Below are 16,684 nucleotides of genomic sequence, written 5' to 3' on the forward strand. Positions count from 1 at the left end.
TCATGGGATTTTCCCACCGTATTCTCGTCTCTGCCTGCCTTGCCGTGCTGACCAGCGGCTGCGCCACCTTCGGCACCAATATCGAAGGCGATTTCACCTGCCGTGCCCCCAAGGGCGATTGCGCACCCAGCCAGGTGATTGATGCCCGCGCGACCAAAGATTTGTCCGCCAGCGGACTTATACAGGATAATCAGCGTCCGCCTGTTTCCGTCGCTTCGGGCGATCAGGGCCGCACCTCTGAGCGTACGCTCAGGATCGTCTTTCCGGCCCATATCGATGAGACCGGGACGCTGCACGACGATGCGGTCGCCTGGGCGGTGGTCGAAAATCCGCGCTGGGCCGCAGAACTGCGCCGCAAGGCAGGCGAGGATACCGCCCCGCCGCTGATGCGGCAGCTCAGGCGCCAGCTGAAGGACGCACAGGCCAAGAGCGATCTCCTGAAGGAAACCGCCACCCTTCCCGCGGCCGAACAGCCCGAAGCCGAGACGTTCGATCTCGGACAGCCCTTTCAGCCTTCGTCCTCGATCGAGGACATCCCCTCTGCCTCGCCGCTGGTCCTCCCCTCCACGGCGCGCGAGGCGGTTGCCGGTGCGAGCGCACCGGCGGTCGAGGGGTTCGACATGGCGCAGCCCCCGCATGATCGAACCCCTCGGCCCTCTGCCGACAAGGCCCCGCTGATCTACCCGACCATCGAGGCGATCGAGGCCGCCAAGAACGCCGCCAAGGCACACAAGGAGCCCGAGTGATGGCCGAGAAACTCAAAACGATCGTCGACAGGCTCCTCACCGGGCTTCTGGGTGATGCCGAGCACGCCGAACAGGACCGGCCTGCCCTGATGCTCGATCTGCTGTCGGACTGGCTCCCATACCGGGTCTACGATCCGGCGAGCCGGCTCTATTTCAACGCGCGCTCCAAAGGCTTCGTGCTTTCGGTCACGCCTCTGATCGGGGCCGACGAACGCACCGGTGAAATCCTCGGTTCATTCTTTTCCGAGGGACTTCCGGCAGGGGCCTGTCTCCAGGTCCTGCATCTCGCATCCCCGCGCATCAGCCGGATCGTCGCGCCCTGGTTCGCGCCGCGCTACGTCCAGGGCGGCGTTTACGAGGCGATTGCCCGACACCGCGCACGTCGGCTCTACGGTCTCGTCTGGGAATCGGGCTCGCAGGATGCGCCCTTCCACGCCCGGCACCATCAGCTCATCGTTTCGGTCGGCGTGCCTGCTGCCAAGGCGGTCAGCAACGAGGATCTCAAGCAGACCCGCGACGGCCTTATTGCCATGCTGAAGTCGCTCAATCTGGGCGTTGCCGAAGTCGAGCCTCAGCAACTGATCGCGATCATCGACGACCTGACTTCGCCGACCACCGCGCCGCAAGACGATGCCGTGCCCTATAATCCGAACGACGCGATCGCGGCCCAGGCGATCCGGCACGATATCGAGCTCGTCATCCACGAAGACCGGATGCGGCTCGTCACCGAGCGGTTTCGTGCGACGGGCAAGATCGAAGACGGCGTTCCCGAGATCGGCACGGTCTATCCCGACGCGTTCGATGTTCGGCATTTTTCCTCGCGCAACATGCCCCAGCGCTGGGCGCCGTGGGAATGCGCGCGGCTCATCGGCGACATGTTCACCGACAAGCTGCGCTTCCCCTGCCCGGCGGCGACGATGCTGTGCCTCGTCTATCCCGACCAGGAAGCCGCTTCGGCCAAGGCCGGCTTCAAATTCATGCGTACGACGAGCCTTGCCGGAACGCGCAGCGCGCGTTTTCTGCCCCGCATCGGTGAGCAGGCGGCTGAATGGCAGCATGTGCAGTCCGAGCTGCAGGAAGGCCGACGTTTGGTGCGGGTTTTCTATGGCCTTACGACCTACTCCCCGCTCGGCCGCGGGGACCGCGACGAACGCGCGATCAAGTCGATCTACAAGGCGGCGGGCTGGGATCTTGCCGATGAGCGATACCTGCAGATTCAGGGGCTTCTCGCGGCCATGCCGATGACGCTGGCCGATGGGCTTGGCGCGGACATGGAGCGCCTCAAGCGCTTCAAGACTGTACTCTCGACCACAGCGGCCAATATCGCTCCCATGCAGGGCGAATATCTCGGCAGCGTCCATCCGCACCTGCTGTTCGTGGGCCGACGCGGCCAGCCCTTCTTCTGGTCGCCGTTCGAGAACGATGCTGGTAACCACAATGTTGCGATCTGCGGCAAGTCGGGATCGGGAAAGTCAGTGCTGCTGCAGGAAATGTGCGCGGCGCTGCGCGGCGCGGGCGCGCAGGTCGTGGTCATCGACGACGGGCGAAGCTTCGAGCATTCGGTGAAGCTGCAAGGCGGCCGGTTCGTTGAGTTCACGATGAAGGCGGGCTTCTGCCTCAATCCGTTCTCGATGATCGATGGCGAACGCGCGGCCGAAGACGAGGACTACCGGCTCGACTGTTTCGGCATGGTCAAGGCGATCGTCGGCCAGATGGCGCGGCACAGCGCAAAGCTTAACGACACCGAGCGCGGCCTGATCGACCGGGCGGTCAACATGGTCTGGAGCGAACGGGGCGTCGATGCCTCGATCACCGGCGTCGGCGAAGCGCTGGCCGGTCTCGGCAATGAAGGCGCGAGCGACCTCGCCACCGCGCTTGCGCCATACATGGCCGGCGGCACTTATGGCGCCTTCTTCGAAGGCCAGGCGAGCCTCGATCTCGACACCGATTTCACCGTCTTCGAGATGTCGGACCTTGCCACTCGCGAGGAACTGCGCAGCGTCGTTCTCTCGGCGATCATGTTCATGACCAGCCAGGCCATGACCCGCAGCTCGCGCTCGGTGAGGAAGCTGCTCTTGATCGACGAGGCGTGGTCGATGCTCAAGGGCGGCTCGATGGGCGAGTTCGTCGAAACCTATGCCCGCACTTGCCGCAAATATGGCGGGGCGCTCGCGACCGCGACGCAGTCACTCAACGACTATTACAAGTCGGACGGCGCGACCGCTGCGCTGGAAAACAGCGACTGGATGCTGATCCTCCAGCAGAAGCCCGAGACGATCGCAGATTTCAAGGCGTCGAAGCGCCTCGACATGGACGACCGCACCGAGACGCTGATCCGCAGCCTGAAGCGTTCGGGGAGCGACTATTCGGAAGTCTTCATCAAGGGCCCGGAGACCGAAGCCATCGGCCGGCTCGTCCTCGACGACTATTCGGCGACGCTGTTCTCAAGCTCGCCCCAGACCTTTGCCGCGATCGATGCCGAAATCGCGCGCGGCCACCAGCTTGCCGACGCGATCGAACGGATCGCCTTTGCCAATCGAGCCTGACTTCTCCCTCCATCCAAGGACACCCAAAACCGATGCCACTCCATCTCGTCACGCCGATCGACCGGGCCCAGGATGCCCGTGCCGACAGCGAAAGCCTTGATCTGCCGGTCAAGGGCTGGCGGTCTCATGCCGCCGACCTTTGCTACATCGTGCTTCGCAGCAGCACCTTCCTCGCCTCGAGCTACCTCATGGCGCTTGGGCTCCCGCTGCTCTTCTTCCTTCTGATTTCCGGCGGCGACGCCGGGGTCTTCTTCGCCCATCTCGCCAATATTTCGGACCGCTTCTTGGGCGCCGAGCAAGGCCGCCAGATCGGCTTCCTCGACGAGTTCAAGTTCGTCCTCATCGGTGTCGCAACGCTCGTCGTGGTCTGGCGCCTGCCGCGCTTCATCAACGATCTCGAGCGTGAGCTTTCGGGAGAAAAGCTGTGAAGAACATATTGGCAACACAATCCCTGCGCGGCCGCATGGGTGCGGTCAACTGGACCGCCGTCACGCTCGGTTTGAGCTTGGTCGGCTCGGCGCTCTGGGGCGTCTGGGCGACCGACAAGCTTCTCGCGCTCGACAAGCGCGAAGTGGTGACCGTGCAGCTAAGCCGCATCATGGGCGACTTCATCGAAGCCGAGGCGCGCGCAGGCCGACCCCCAGAAGAAACCAAGATGCGCGTCCAGGCCTATCTCCAGGCGGTCGAAGCCTCGGTCGAACATCTGGGCCGCGAGGGCCGCACGGTGCTTGTCGCCGAAGCGGTGGTGGCCGGCAGCACGCCCGATCTCACCGAAGCCGTGCGCGCCGATGTCGCGCGCCGCGTGGGAGCCATTCCCGATGCGCGCCGCTGATCTTGTCCTCCACTCGCCAACCGGACGGCGCCTCGCGCTGTGGGCAGGGCTTGGCGCGGCAGCGCTCGCGCTCACCTCGCTCGCCGCCTTCTCGAAGGACCACGCGCTGATGATCAACGCCAGTCCGAGCCTGCCATACTGGGCGATCTGGCTCGATCGCGGCGCGCTGCCCCAGCGCGGCGAGATCATCCTGTTCGATCCGCCCGCCTCGCCGCTGCTCGAAAGGCACTTCGGCAAGAAGCCCAAGCCGTTCGGCAAGAAGGTGAGCGGCATGCCCGGCGATATCGTGACCGAGAAGGAGCGCAGTTTCTTCGTTAATGGCCGCAAGGTTGCGGTAGCCAAGCGGGCAAGCCGTTTCGGCGAGCCACTGGCGCTCGGTCCGACAGGCGTGGTGCCTCAAGGCTGCTATTTCGTCACCACCGCGCACAAGGACGGTTTCGACAGCCGCTATGCGGCGATCGGGTGGATCTGCGCCAGGCGCATTCTCGGGGTCGGGAGGCCGATCCTGTGACACCGCTTCACGCCGCACCTTTCCTCGTAGCCGGTCTTCTGATGGCCGCGCCGGCAATCGCCCGCGACTACGGTCAGCAAGGCACGGTCTGGTCCGTGATCGAGCCTGACCTGCTCGAGCAAATCCATGCGCGCCTCACCCATCTCGAGAAGACCGGCGAGACGGCCAAGCTCAACGAGGAACTGAAGCGGCGAACGATCGCGCGCGTCAACCGCCCTGAGCCGGTCGCGGGGATCAGTGCCGCGGCGGCGGCGCGTAGCTGGCGGTTTGATCCGACGATCAGCGTCGAGCGCGACATTGCCGACGACAAGGGCCGGGTGATCGTGGCGGCCGGAACACGAGTCAATCCGCTCGACACCGTACCGCTGCGTGTGCCGCTGGTATTCCTCGACGGGGATGACCCCGAGCAGCTTGCCTGGGCAACCCGGCGCTATGCCAGCACCAGGGCCAAACTCATCCTCGTTCGCGGCGCGCCGCTTGAACTGATGAAGGCCCGCCAGCGCCGCTTCTATTTCGACCAGGGCGGCAGCCTCGTGAAGCATTTCGGCATCCGCGCCGTGCCCGCAACCGTCGAGCAGCAGGGCCGCGTGCTCATCATTACCGAGCAGCCGGTTCGATCCAAGGAGCGCGAATCGTCATGAGCAGAAAAAATCGTCTTCTCACATGGATATGCTGCGCGCTCCTCTTCTGCAGTCTGAGCCTTGCTGCCGCTTCGCCAGCGCAGGCATCTGCCGGTCCGGGCCGCTGCACAGGCAAGTTCGTCAATCCGATCACCGACATTTGCTGGTCGTGCCTGTTTCCGATTTCGGTCGGCGGCCTGAAGATCTGGCCGTCGAGCCGTCCCGACACGAGCAACCCGGCGCTCCCCGTTTGCCTCTGCGGTTTGCGGCCGGGCATCGCCATGGGCTTCTGGGAACCGGTGCGGCTTGCCGACGTCAGCATGAAGCCCTGGTGTTTCGTCAATCTCGGCGGGATGAAGCTCGATCCCGGCTTCGACATCGGGTTCAAGTCAATGGCGGGTCCCTCGGCCGTGGGCGGCGCGACGCAGTACAATTCGCAATGGCATGTCCACTGGTATGCCTATCCGCTGATCTACTGGATGGAGATCGTTGCCGATTTCCTGTGCCTCGAGCAGGGCTCGGTCGACATTCTCTACATCACTGAGATCGATCCGCTCTGGCAGGACAGCGAGCTCACCGCGATCATCAATCCCGAAGCGGTTCTCTTCGCCAATCCGCTCGCGCTTGCAGCCTGTGCGGCTGACTGCGTCGCTGCGACGGCCAAGCTCCCGACCGACGAACTCTTCTGGTGCGCGGGATGCCAGGGCAGCATGTATCCTTTGAATGGCAATGTCTCGGCGACGATCGGGCATGTCCAGGCATCGCGGCTCGCCCTCGCCCGCTTCTCCTACAAGCTCCACCGCGAACTCGTCGCCTGGGGCACGATGGGCAGCAAGGGGCTCTGCGGCAAGTATCTGATGCCGGTGATGAGGAAGCAGCAATACCGCTTCCAGGCCACCAATCCCAACCCACAGACCAAGGGCCGCTACGCCTGCGCGCCCATTGGCGCCTCCACCACCTTCATGTCGGCAGGCCAGGTCTATCCCGCCATCGGCGAGGACATGGGCTATCTGGTCTGGCGCAAACGGAACTGCTGCGCGCTATGAAAATACTCCCTCATCTCCTTGTAATCGCGTCGATCACTGGCGCCGCCGCTATGGCGGGAGCCGCAGCGCAGACGAGCGAGCCGGAGCTCGATCTCGAAGCGATACGCGCCCGCGCCAAGGTCGAGGCGAGCGAAGCCGATGCGCTTGCCGCCAATGCCCGTGCGCGCGCCGAAGCTGTCCTTAGCCAAGCCAATGACAGCGCCGCCGAAGCCCAGGCGCACGGCAAGCGCTACACCGAGCAGGCGGCAAGATCCGCGCGGCCAGAAGGCGAGGACGCCTTCGATTTCGACAAGATGGTGGCCGACGCGGGCACCATGGCCAGCGAGGGCTTGGGCGAAGCCCCCCGCTTCATCGCGTTCGCTTCGCTCTCGATGCCGCCAGCGGCCTTGCGCGCCATGGCGGACGACGTCGCCCGCGCAGGCGGTGTGGTCGTGCTTCGCGGGCTGCCAGGAGGCAGCGCCAAGACCCTGACCGCAGCGCTCGCGAAAGTCGCAGCGGACGGCGGCAAGCTCGACGCGGTCGGCATCGATCCGCGCTTGTTTCGCGCTTTCGGGATCGAGGCGGTCCCGACCTATGTGGTGACCAGCAGCGATTTCGATCTCTGCGATGGCTTCGATTGCCGGACCCAGGTTCCGCCTCACGACCGGATGAGCGGTAATGTCAGCGTGTCCTATGCGCTCGAAACCTTCGCCCAAGGCGGCGGTCCCGGCGCCCTTCTCGCATCCCAGCACCTTGCCCGCCTGCAACGGAGTGACCCATGAAGCGGCTTCTCCTCCCCCTTCTCTACCTCGCCTGCGCCTGTCTGCCGACAAGCGTCTCGGCTCAGACCACAACCGATGCCGCCAAGGCGGACGGCAAGGCGTTCGGGCGCGACCAGGCGGCCGCAGCGCAGAGCGCGGCGACGACCGACCCGGACGCAAACCGCGTTCCCAATTTCGGGGGAGTCCCGAACCAGTCGGGCTATTTTGACGATCCCGACCGGATGGCGCGTGAAGCCGCGAGCCAGGCAACGGCAAACACCGGATACCGGACCATGCGCGATTCCATGGATCGCCGTGCGCAGTTCGCGCCCCAAGACCTCGACGCTGTTGTCGCGCGCAGCAATGTCATCAACGACGATCCGCTCTCCTACACGAGCGGTATGAGCATCAGCGGGAGCCAGGGGCGGTGCGTCCCATTACCTCCGGGAAGTGGTACGGCAGCGCGCTACATGGCGACCTGCAATGTCGGCTATACCGCGACCCAGGAGACCAGAACCTGCCCGGTGACGCTGAATGCCACGATCGAGCAGCGGCAGGTCTATGGCTACTACTGCGTCGGCGGGAGCGGCGTCGATCCGGCGTCGATCTACAATTGCAATCGCTACCCGGCGCCGCAGTGCACGGTCACGCAGTCCTATCCGATCAATCTGTGCGATCCCTATCTCGGTATCTACTGGGGCTGTAACTCGGGCGACCTGCGCGTCGATCTCGTAAGCTGCACTGCACCGATCGATGGCGCGACGCCCTACACCGTAACCGGCGAGAACGTCGTCACGACGAGCCGCGATGAAAGCCAGTGCGCGGGCCTTGCTGCGGACAGCTCATGCCAGCAGGACACCGAGTCCTGCACCGACAGCGATCCTGTCACCCGGATTGTCGACGGCATCGCGGTCACCCAGCCCTGCTGGGCGTGGTCGCGCAGCTATACCTGCACCGAATTTACCGAAGCTCAGGACTGCCAGACGCTGGAAAGCACGCCCGGCTGCTCGCTGGTGCGCGAAGACTGCCTTTCGGGGGAGCCCTGTCGGACCTGGGAGCGGGTCTACGACTGTCCGGTTCCGGACCAGCCTGCCGATACCAGCCAGTTCATCTGCGACGGCGACGTCTATTGCATCGATGGCTCGTGCGAGACGATCGAGCGCGAGGCCAATGACGAGTTCAAGGATGCAGTCGTCGCGCTCAACGCGATGGACCAGGCGCGGCGCGAGTTCGATCCCGACACGCTCACCCTGTTCAAGGGCACGCGCAATACCTGCTCGTCCAAGGTCTTCGGCGTGCTCAACTGCTGCAAGGGCAAAGGCTTCCCGCTCATTCCGGGTATCCAGCTGCTTGTCGCGCTCGGCTGCAGCCGCGAGGAAATGCTGCTTCACCAGCGTGATGTGCAGGGCCTGTGCGCCTATGTCGGGACCTATTGCTCGGACAGTTTCCTGGGCGTCTGCCTCACCAAGAAGAAGGTCTATTGCTGCTTTGAATCCAAGCTTTCGCGGATCCTGCAGGAACAGGGCCGCCAGCAGCTGAACAAGCCCTGGGGCAAGCCCAAGACCGAGCAGTGCCTTGGCTTTACCATCGACGAGTTTTCGCGGCTCGATCTCTCGAAGATGGATTTCAGCGAGGTCTACGCCGAATTCACCGACGCCGCGCGCCTGCCCGATGAGCTCCAGGCCGCCACCGAAATCCAGCAGAAAATCGAGGACTATTATGCCCGCGCCAGCCAATAAGGCCACCCGGCGGCTGCTTGCCGCCTGCCTCTCGCTCACCGCCGTTGCGCCTGCGCTCAGTGCTCCGGCACGCAGCCAGGAGCCACCACTGGTGACGACCAGCGACAGCCAGGACAGCTTCTACTGCGAGGAGCGGCGCCTTGGGTACTGGTTCTATTGCGCCAGGCCCAAGCCGCCCGAAGTGCGGGAGGAGGCATCCGAGCCTGCTCCGGGTGCGACGAGCCAGCTCGATGCCATCACTGCAAATCTGCGCGAACTGAAAGCCAAGGCGATCCTAGAACCGACGCCGGCCAACGTGACGGCCTATATCCGCTTTCAGCGCGCCCAGCTCGACCGGGCATCGCTGTTCAGCGACGTCTGGCAGCGGGCGATCTGGCAGGATCCTGATCTCGACTATACGCTCCAGCGCCCGGTCTCGACGCTCGGCAAGCGCCAGTGGCAGGACTCGCGCAATGCCGAGCGCAATGCGGTCATGGCGCAGCTGTCCGAACGCTACGGGCTGTTCTACTTCTTCGCCCAGAGCTGCGGCGCCTGCGAAGTCATGTCGCCGATCGTCCAGAGCGTCGCTTCGACCTGGCACATCACGGTGCGCGCGATTTCGACCGACGGCGGCCCCTCACGCCATTTCCCGAATTACACGGTCGAGACCAACCAGCGCAGCCGGATGGGGCTCGAGCCCAAGGTCACGCCGGCGGTGGTGCTCTGGGATGCCGCCAAGGGCCAGCCCATCCCGATAGGTTACGGCGTGATGAGCGCCGACGAGCTTCAGGATCGCATTTACCTCCTCACATCGAAGGAAGCCGGACGTGACTACTAGGATGAAACGTGCCGTCGCCGCGATCCTCGCGGCCACCCTCCCCCTGACCAGTGCATCGGCCGATGTCGGCAGTTCGATGGACTCGTTCCTCAACGATGTCGGCGGCGCCGCCAACGTCAATGGGCCGACCGCGTTCGAGGGTCAGTCAGCAGGCTATTACAGCCTCGGCAACGTCTGGACGCGCTTCCCGCAGAAGACGACCAACATCGCCAATCTGCAATTGCCGCGCGCCCGCGCGGGCTGCGGCGGCATCGACATCTTCGCCGGATCCTTCAGCTTCATCAACGCGAGCGAGATCGTCGCGATGCTGAAGGCTGTCGCCAACAATGCGGTCGGCTTTGCTTTCAGCCTGGCGATCGACACGGTTTGCCCGGAATGCTCGAAGATCATGCAGGAGTTCAGCCAGAAGGCTCAGCTCATGAACAACCTCAACATCAACTCCTGCGAAATGGCGCAGGGGCTGGTGGGCGGCATCTGGCCCAAGGGCGATCTGGCCGACAAGGCGATCTGCGAGGCGATCGGCAATTCGGAAGGCATCTTCACCGACTATGCTGCCGCCAAGCACGGGTGCGGCACCAAGGGCCAGCGGTCGAGCACGACGGCGCAGGGCTCGGGCAAATATGACGACGTCAATCCCGCTGTCGCGAGAAACTACACCTGGACGATCCTCAAGAAGTCCGCGTTCTTCTCGCCGAATGGCACCTTCGACAAGGAACTCGCCGAATATGCAATGACGCTGCTGGGCACGATTATCTATGTCCCGCCCAAGGATGATGAGCCGGGCAAGTTCGTGCCGATTGTCGGGGAAGCGTCCTCGACGCTGGTTACTTCACTGCTCGATGGGACGAGCAACGGGAACGTCCTGATCTTCGATTGCGACGAGCCGGACAAGTGCCTCGATCCAGGCTTCAAGTCGCTCAGCCTTCCCGCGTCCAAGGCGCTGCGCCCGCGGGTTGCAGCCCTGATTGCCGGCATGGTCCAGGCGATCCATGACGACACCGCGATCACCGACGCGCAGAAGGAACTTCTGCAAGTTGCCTCGATCCCGCTTTACAAGATCCTGACTGTCCAGGCGGCCTATGGCCGCGGCATGCCGACCGACGACCGCGAAACGCTGGCGGAGATCGCCAGTGTCGATCTTCTGTTCGCCGTCCTCGACCGGATCGTCAGCGAAGCGGGCCGCTCGATGTCGAGCTTCATCGGCGCGGACGAGGCCAAGATCGCTATGTGGCAGGGTCAGGTGAATGTCGTCCGGCAGGCGCTCGCCGACAGGCAGGCGAACACACATCTGAAGGTCAACGCCATCATGCAGATCATCGAGAAGACCGCGTTCATCGAGAACGTGCTCGCCGCATCGATGTCGCCCGGAATGGCCGCCTCGCTCGACTGGTCGCGTGGCGTGCAATCGCGCGCCCTTACCCACTGATCCCTTTCAGCGCGCCGAAAGCGGCGGGAGCCCAGCATCATGGTCGAGATTTTCACGGTTGGCGGCGGCGACTACCTGGTCAATGTCTTTCAGGCGGTCGCCGCCTGGACGGGCAATGGGGGCTACAAGAGCCTTCTGCAGGTCGTCATGGTCATGGGGCTTGGCCTCTCCGCCATTACGCTGGCGTTCAATCAGGACTGGCGGGCCTGGATCAACTGGTTCCTCGGCGCGACGCTGATCTATTCGTGCCTGATGGTGCCGCGGCTCGACGTCCATGTGACCGACCGGCTCAACCCTAGTCTTGCTCCGGCCAATGTCAGCAATGTGCCGCTGGGGCTTGCGCTGATGGCGAGCTTCACGAGCCAGGTCGGCGACTATCTGACTGGCTCTGCCGAGGTGGTGTTCGGGCTGCCGGGCGATCTCAACTACTCGAAGAATGGCATGATCTACGGCGCGCGGCTCTACGATGCCACGCGGTCCTTGCGCATTTCCGACCCGGAATTTGCCGCCAATCTCGACGAGCATTTCCGGCAATGCGTGTTCTACGACGTGCTGCTTGGCCGATATTCGATGAAGGAGCTCGCCGAGACCAGCGACATCTGGACGACCATCGCGCCCGGCAGTCAGGCGCGGGCCCAGCGCCTCCTCACCCGCGACACCGGAACCGGTCAGATGACTTCGAATATCATCACCTGCCGCGAAGCCTATGATGCGCTGAACGCGCAGTGGGCCGGACTGATCGACGGCATGGGGACGATCTTCGGACGCCAGCTCTATCCCAACCAGACCGCCGCCCTCGCCAAGGCCAAGCTTTTTGCTGACCTGCCGGTGGCTTACCAGTACCTCACCGGGGTCTCCGCCAATGCGACCGAGATCTTTAAGCAGACGCTGACGATAAACGCGATGAGCCAGGCCATGCATTCGATGGCGGCAACGAGCGGCGCGGGCAATGTCGATGTCTACGCCCAGACGCGTGCGGATATTCAGACCGAGCGGACCTATGGCTCGATTGCCAGCAATGCGATGAAGTGGGTGCCGCTTCTCAATGTCGTGCTGACCGTGCTCTTCTACGCCCTGTTTCCGGTCCTCTTCCCGCTGTTCCTGCTGCCCAAGACCGGGCCGCTGGCACTCAAAGGCTATGTGACAGGTTTCTTCTACCTGGCGGCATGGGGACCGCTGTTCGTGATCCTGCATATGATGCTGATGTACAAAGGCGCCGCAGACATGAGCGCGGTTGCCGGTGGCAATGGTCTCAGTCTTGCAAGCTTCACCGGCATGGCGGATGTGAACAGCGATATCGGGCTGCTTGCAGGCTATCTCATCGCGTCGGTGCCGTTTCTGGCCGGCGGCGTCGCCAAGGGCGCCATGGCGATTTCGCATCATGCGACCAGCTACCTCAATCCGAGCCAGAACGCGGCCGAGGAAGCGGCGCGCGAGGCGAGTACGGGCAACGTCTCGCTGGGCAATACCAGCTTCGAGAATTCGAGTGTGCTGACGCGCCAGTTCGCACAAGGGACGATCGCGCCAAGCTTCACCTATGGCGCGGCGCAGACCCGGACGTTCAGCGATACGGGCTCGATGACGACGAGTTTCCCTGAAGCCAGCTATGACCAGCTTCCCAACTCGAGCTATCCCTTCACGCCCAGCCTCGGCCAGGAGTTCACTTCGCGCCTCTCGACAATGGCATCGCAGGCCCGCTCGAACAGCGAGAGCTATGCGAACATTGCCACGGAATCGACCACCAGCGCCGTCACAAAGTTCCGCGAGCTACGCAGCCAATTCAGCCGCGGATCGGCTTTCGAGAGCGCGACCGGAACATCCAACTCCGACAGCATCCAGACCGCCTTCAACGAGGTCGACCAGGCATCGACGAACCTGCAGCGCCAGTTCGGCCTGTCACGGAGGGCCGCCGACGACATTTCGACCGCTTGGTTCCTTGGGGGCGAAGCTGGCGCAAATGCTGGCGTTACTAATGGTGTTCTTTCGGCAAACGTAGGAGCGAAAGCTGGCGGTACCCGCACATGGACTGACAGCGATATCGGCATCGCTTCTGAGGACCGCTCACGCATCTTCGGCAGCCTCGCACAGATGTCGGACAGCCGGAATTGGTCGAGCACGCGCGACGGGTTTGTTCGCAGCGTCAGCACCTCGTCGAGTTCCTCGATTTCGTCGACCGCGAGCGGCATGAACGCTTCGCTAACCGAGGCGCAGAGTTACAGCCGCGAAGCGCGGCGGGCTGAGGAACTGGCGAATCGCCTTGAAAGCCAGGCATCGTCCTTCGAAGGCAACAGCGCCGCAGGCAGCCTCAACCTGTCACAGGCCTACCGCGAATGGGGCTTGGTCGAAATCGAACGCAATCGCGATTTCTACGGCAATGTCCGGTTCGACGACCTGACATTCCAGCTCAGCCCCGAAGGTCAGGCGCTGCAGGGCAAATTCATCGATAGCTACGCGGAACAGCTGCGCGACGGGATCGAGGACAGGCTCGTACTGACGCCAGGACAGCCAATCTCGCGCCCGTCGGTGACAGGACCGGGATCTGTCCGAGGTCGTGCCCAAATCGGAGGAGGGAGTTCTGGAAACGTGCCGCAGGTGGACCCAGGCACTATTCACGACGAAGTGCTGCGCGCTCAGGATGCCGGTCGCCAACGGATCCGCGGACCCAGAGGCCGCCTTGATGCGGTTACCAAGGGCGCACAGGGTGCGAGCGCGGAGTCTGCCGATGAAGTGAAGGAATGGTGATCTACAGCCCAATCACCAGAGCCCGAACGAGGCACCTGCCAGGAACAAGAACACCGCTAAGATAACGGTCACACCGACAATTGTGAGCTTCCGCCCCCAAGGGTCGGCCCAGGACTTCTTGATCCGATACTCCATCAGGCGATTGTCACGGATCGCTTGATCGAGTTCCGAGAAGCCCTCCCAAGATTTTGGGCGCTGTGACTCTGCTGCATCGATATCGAATTTAGTCATAATCGCATTCATCTCGCCTCTCCTTAGAACATAGCAGAAACAGAGTCAGGGGACAGGAAATTCGACAGACGCCGATGGGCTCCTACCATAAGCAGGGCTCTCTCCTCTCGCATGGCGAGTGTTGGGGACGGTCCGGACACTCGACTGGCGTGACGGCCAAGGGTTGGCGCGGTTCATGAGAGCACGGCCCGCAAGGGCGCGGCATTAATCGGCAGGTAGTCGAGGGCGAAACGGGAATTTGCAATGCGGCAAAAGTCGGGCTGCCACGGGCATCAAGGTTTTCTGATCACCTTGGTCTTGTAGACAGTTTCTTTAACGTCGCCGACTGTGCGTTCGACACCGACCCACATATCTTTGCCGTCGCCATCGTATTTTGCGCTATCAGTGAGCTTCTTATACGAACGCGAAGAAATATAGACGCACCACGGATAGTTCCGCACATCGGAAAGCTTGGCCGAGAATGCTGGTGCCTTTCCTATCCAAATGAGATCGTTATTATTTCTGATGCCAGCGCGAACGGCGCGGGCCACACCCACGTCGATCCCTACGCAGTGGGTGATTTGCAAGTCGTTGTCGCGCACGGATTTAAATTTTTCCCGTGCTTTCGGTGCGATGATCTTTTCAACGACGTAGTCTATCTCTCTCGCGCAGTTCGCAGCGTTGCTGTTTGGCGTGTCTCCGATAAAGACCCCCATCACGCGATCACCGTCGAAGCTGCGAATCTCTCCTCCCCAGGCCCTGATGAGGCGGGTGGCAACGTCAAGATAGGCCCGGATAATCTTCGCCGTCGTTTGCCATTGGCAAACGCGGGCAAGGCGAGACGATCCAGCCAAATCGGCGTAGAGGAACACAGCATCGAGCTTCACGGCACCGTTGCGAAGCGTCACGCTGTCGGAATCCGGCACGGTCCGACCCTCGCGCTCATCCCAGGCGACGGAAAAAATGTCATCGACGGAATCGCTCAACGTATCGACGAAAGAAGACATTCGGACCTCACATCAAGCAATCAGCGGGCGCGCCTGTCGGTGAACACGCCTTCCTTTTCAATGTGCTCCTTCGCTTCGATGCAGGCGTTGCGCACCGTGCGCTTCATTTCATCGTCGGAACCGGTCCGATATCGCAACGTGGTCAAACCTGCTGCATCGCTCGGCAAACGAACGCCGTCATCTGCGCAAACCAGAAGCATTGATCGCCGACGCCCCAGCACGCCGAGAGAAATCCCAAATTCGAGATGGACATTGTCGCGAGCAACTTGATGGGTTTCGCCTCGCATGGTGAGGGTGTCATCCGCCCCGACAACGGCAATCGTGAAGTCGGACGATTCAATCGCGTCCATCAGCGAGCTTATGGGATAATCGGAAATGCCGAATGTCCCTTTATCCCACAGTTGAACTGCAATTTCCTTGGAATCGAGATTCCGCACGATTTCATTCGCGACACCGATCTTCTCAGATGACGAAACCACGAAAATTCTGGGAATGTCATTTGTCTGCCCAATGCCCTTGTTTCGCTCGTCAAGCCGTCCTGCGACCACATCAAGCATCCGCTTCAAATAGGCAGGGCTATCGCGCGTAATGTCATCCAGCGCAGTGCGCTTGAGGCGAAGTACTAGCGCCTCGCCGATCGCCGAAACGGTAGCCGTGCGAGGCCGCGCTGGGGATGTACCGGTAAGCTCCCCTACATGCGTGCCAGCCTCGCGTACCGCCTGCGGACGCCCGTTGATGGTGATCTGCATCTTTCCGGCAAGAAGGAGAAACAGGTCGTCGTCCCAGTCGCCTTGCTTGATGATGACATCGCCATCGGCAATTTCCTGCAACACCCCGGCGGCAACGATCTGTTCGGCAAGGTCCTTGTCATTCGCGACCAAATCCTGGCCGCAAACCGCTTCTATGAGCCTGTCTTTGTTTTCATCTCCACTAAATCTATCCAGCAATGCGCCCATAGTATCCTCCAATTCTTTCAGCGTAATCCGCACGACTTCATTTTACCGCAACAAGTTTCGCCCAAAGCGCGGGCATCCTGCCAGTATTTTTCAAGATGAAACTTCCTCTTCTGCTCACAAGAGACAAGTTCCAGCGCTAGCGTCCGCTTCTTGCAGTCCTTGCGCACAATCGGCCACTTGCGACGACTTTTGTGCTTGCACCCTCTTGGGCATGGTGCCCGACCGTTGATCGGGTTGCCCTTCTTGTCGAAAAAACGAAGATTGGGATCGGTGATCCATGAGGGCTCGCCCAGATAGGCGGCGGCGTATTCCTCTTCAAAGCCAAGCTCGCGTGCCGCGATGAGCGCCTTTTCGTGCCATTCGCCTGCACCGCCATGGTCGAGCGCGTGCGCTGGCGGCCAGATACCTGTCTTTTCGGCAATCGACTGGCAGCAAAGGTACTGTCTTAGTTGCTCCCACCATTGAATGGCCGTCTCGTCCGATACCACTTCGAGAGTATGCAGGCCCAGACAAAAGGTCTGATCGCGTTGTATGTGGCGTTCGGGACAACGGGCCGGGAATTTTGTGGCAGGAGATTCTTCCCTGACGCTGAGCGTCGAATATCCCTGTATGTGCAATTTGACGCCGGAGCCCGACCAGAGAGTGCCGGGCACATACGCTGTGCCTACAAGAAACAGCGACGACGATGTTTCTATCGAAAACCAGGCGGGGCATTTGCCTTCTAAATGACGGGATGGCATGGTCGC

At 62.3% G+C, this 16,684-nt stretch carries 16 protein-coding genes; 12 read left to right on the top strand and 4 right to left on the bottom strand.

What is annotated here, in order from left to right; genetic code table 11:
* Positions 1–2 precede the first annotated feature (2 nt).
* Genes LOZ74_RS09285 through LOZ74_RS09340 form a run of 12 tightly spaced genes read left to right on the top strand, consistent with a single transcriptional unit; the run spans position 3 to position 13,765 of the window.
* Positions 3–746, top strand: a complete 744-nt coding sequence (locus LOZ74_RS09285; protein WP_230290982.1) for a conjugal transfer protein TraV — start codon at positions 3–5, stop codon at positions 744–746.
* Complete coding sequence (gene traC / locus LOZ74_RS09290) at positions 746–3,292, top strand: type IV secretion system protein TraC (RefSeq protein ID WP_230290983.1); 2,547 nt, start codon at positions 746–748, stop codon at positions 3,290–3,292. The genes LOZ74_RS09285 and traC overlap by 1 nt, the downstream gene beginning before the upstream one ends.
* Positions 3,293–3,324: 32 nt before the next feature.
* A complete protein-coding gene (locus LOZ74_RS09295; protein WP_230290984.1) occupies positions 3,325–3,720 on the top strand; it encodes a hypothetical protein in 396 nt (131 codons plus the stop codon).
* Positions 3,717–4,124 carry a type-F conjugative transfer system protein TrbI gene (locus tag LOZ74_RS09300; protein ID WP_230290985.1) on the top strand — a complete coding sequence of 136 codons (408 nt, stop codon included), beginning with the start codon at positions 3,717–3,719 and terminating at the stop codon, positions 4,122–4,124. Before LOZ74_RS09295 ends, LOZ74_RS09300 begins: the two co-directional genes overlap by 4 nt.
* The gene (locus LOZ74_RS09305; protein ID WP_052117799.1) at positions 4,111–4,635 is read left to right on the top strand and encodes a S26 family signal peptidase; all 525 of its coding nucleotides are present in this window, start codon (positions 4,111–4,113) and stop codon (positions 4,633–4,635) included. Before LOZ74_RS09300 ends, LOZ74_RS09305 begins: the two co-directional genes overlap by 14 nt.
* A gap of 41 nt (positions 4,636–4,676) precedes the next feature.
* Entirely contained in the window at positions 4,677–5,276 is a 600-nt protein-coding gene (gene traW, locus LOZ74_RS09310; protein ID WP_230290986.1) for a type-F conjugative transfer system protein TraW, read from the top strand.
* Positions 5,273–6,301, top strand: a complete 1,029-nt coding sequence (gene traU, locus LOZ74_RS09315; protein ID WP_230290987.1) for a conjugal transfer pilus assembly protein TraU — start codon at positions 5,273–5,275, stop codon at positions 6,299–6,301. Before traW ends, traU begins: the two co-directional genes overlap by 4 nt.
* Before the next feature lie 50 nt (positions 6,302–6,351).
* Positions 6,352–7,062: a type-F conjugative transfer system pilin assembly protein TrbC gene (gene trbC, locus LOZ74_RS09320; protein ID WP_230290988.1), complete on the top strand. Its 711-nt coding sequence runs from the start codon at positions 6,352–6,354 to the stop codon at positions 7,060–7,062.
* Entirely contained in the window at positions 7,059–8,780 is a 1,722-nt protein-coding gene (locus LOZ74_RS09325) for a conjugal transfer protein TraN (RefSeq protein WP_230290989.1), read from the top strand. Before trbC ends, LOZ74_RS09325 begins: the two co-directional genes overlap by 4 nt.
* Complete coding sequence (locus LOZ74_RS09330; protein ID WP_230290990.1) at positions 8,761–9,597, top strand: conjugal transfer protein TraF; 837 nt, start codon at positions 8,761–8,763, stop codon at positions 9,595–9,597. The genes LOZ74_RS09325 and LOZ74_RS09330 overlap by 20 nt, the downstream gene beginning before the upstream one ends.
* A 1-nt stretch (position 9,598) precedes the next feature.
* Positions 9,599–11,023, top strand: a complete 1,425-nt coding sequence (locus tag LOZ74_RS09335) for a conjugal transfer protein TraH (protein ID WP_230290991.1) — start codon at positions 9,599–9,601, stop codon at positions 11,021–11,023.
* A 39-nt stretch (positions 11,024–11,062) separates the two neighbouring features.
* Positions 11,063–13,765 carry a conjugal transfer protein TraG N-terminal domain-containing protein gene (locus tag LOZ74_RS09340; RefSeq protein WP_230290992.1) on the top strand — a complete coding sequence of 901 codons (2,703 nt, stop codon included), beginning with the start codon at positions 11,063–11,065 and terminating at the stop codon, positions 13,763–13,765.
* Positions 13,766–13,777: 12 nt separating this feature from the next.
* On the opposite strand, the gene LOZ74_RS09345 is transcribed toward LOZ74_RS09340, so the two are convergent.
* The 4 genes from LOZ74_RS09345 to LOZ74_RS09360 form a co-directional block, all read right to left on the bottom strand.
* Positions 13,778–14,008 carry a hypothetical protein gene (locus LOZ74_RS09345; RefSeq protein WP_230290993.1) on the bottom strand — a complete coding sequence of 77 codons (231 nt, stop codon included), beginning with the start codon at positions 14,006–14,008 and terminating at the stop codon, positions 13,778–13,780.
* A 260-nt stretch (positions 14,009–14,268) separates the two neighbouring features.
* Positions 14,269–14,982 carry an adenylate/guanylate cyclase domain-containing protein gene (locus LOZ74_RS09350; protein ID WP_007013879.1) on the bottom strand — a complete coding sequence of 238 codons (714 nt, stop codon included), beginning with the start codon at positions 14,980–14,982 and terminating at the stop codon, positions 14,269–14,271.
* Positions 14,983–15,002: 20 nt separating this feature from the next.
* Positions 15,003–15,938, bottom strand: a complete 936-nt coding sequence (locus tag LOZ74_RS09355) for a TIR domain-containing protein (protein WP_230290994.1) — start codon at positions 15,936–15,938, stop codon at positions 15,003–15,005.
* A 17-nt stretch (positions 15,939–15,955) separates the two neighbouring features.
* A complete protein-coding gene (locus LOZ74_RS09360; protein ID WP_230290995.1) occupies positions 15,956–16,678 on the bottom strand; it encodes an E2 domain-containing protein in 723 nt (240 codons plus the stop codon).
* Between the last annotated feature and the right edge of the window lie 6 nt (positions 16,679–16,684).

Origin of the sequence: Croceicoccus sp. Ery5 (assembly GCF_020985325.1) — a bacterium.
Taxonomy (GTDB): domain Bacteria; phylum Pseudomonadota; class Alphaproteobacteria; order Sphingomonadales; family Sphingomonadaceae; genus Croceicoccus.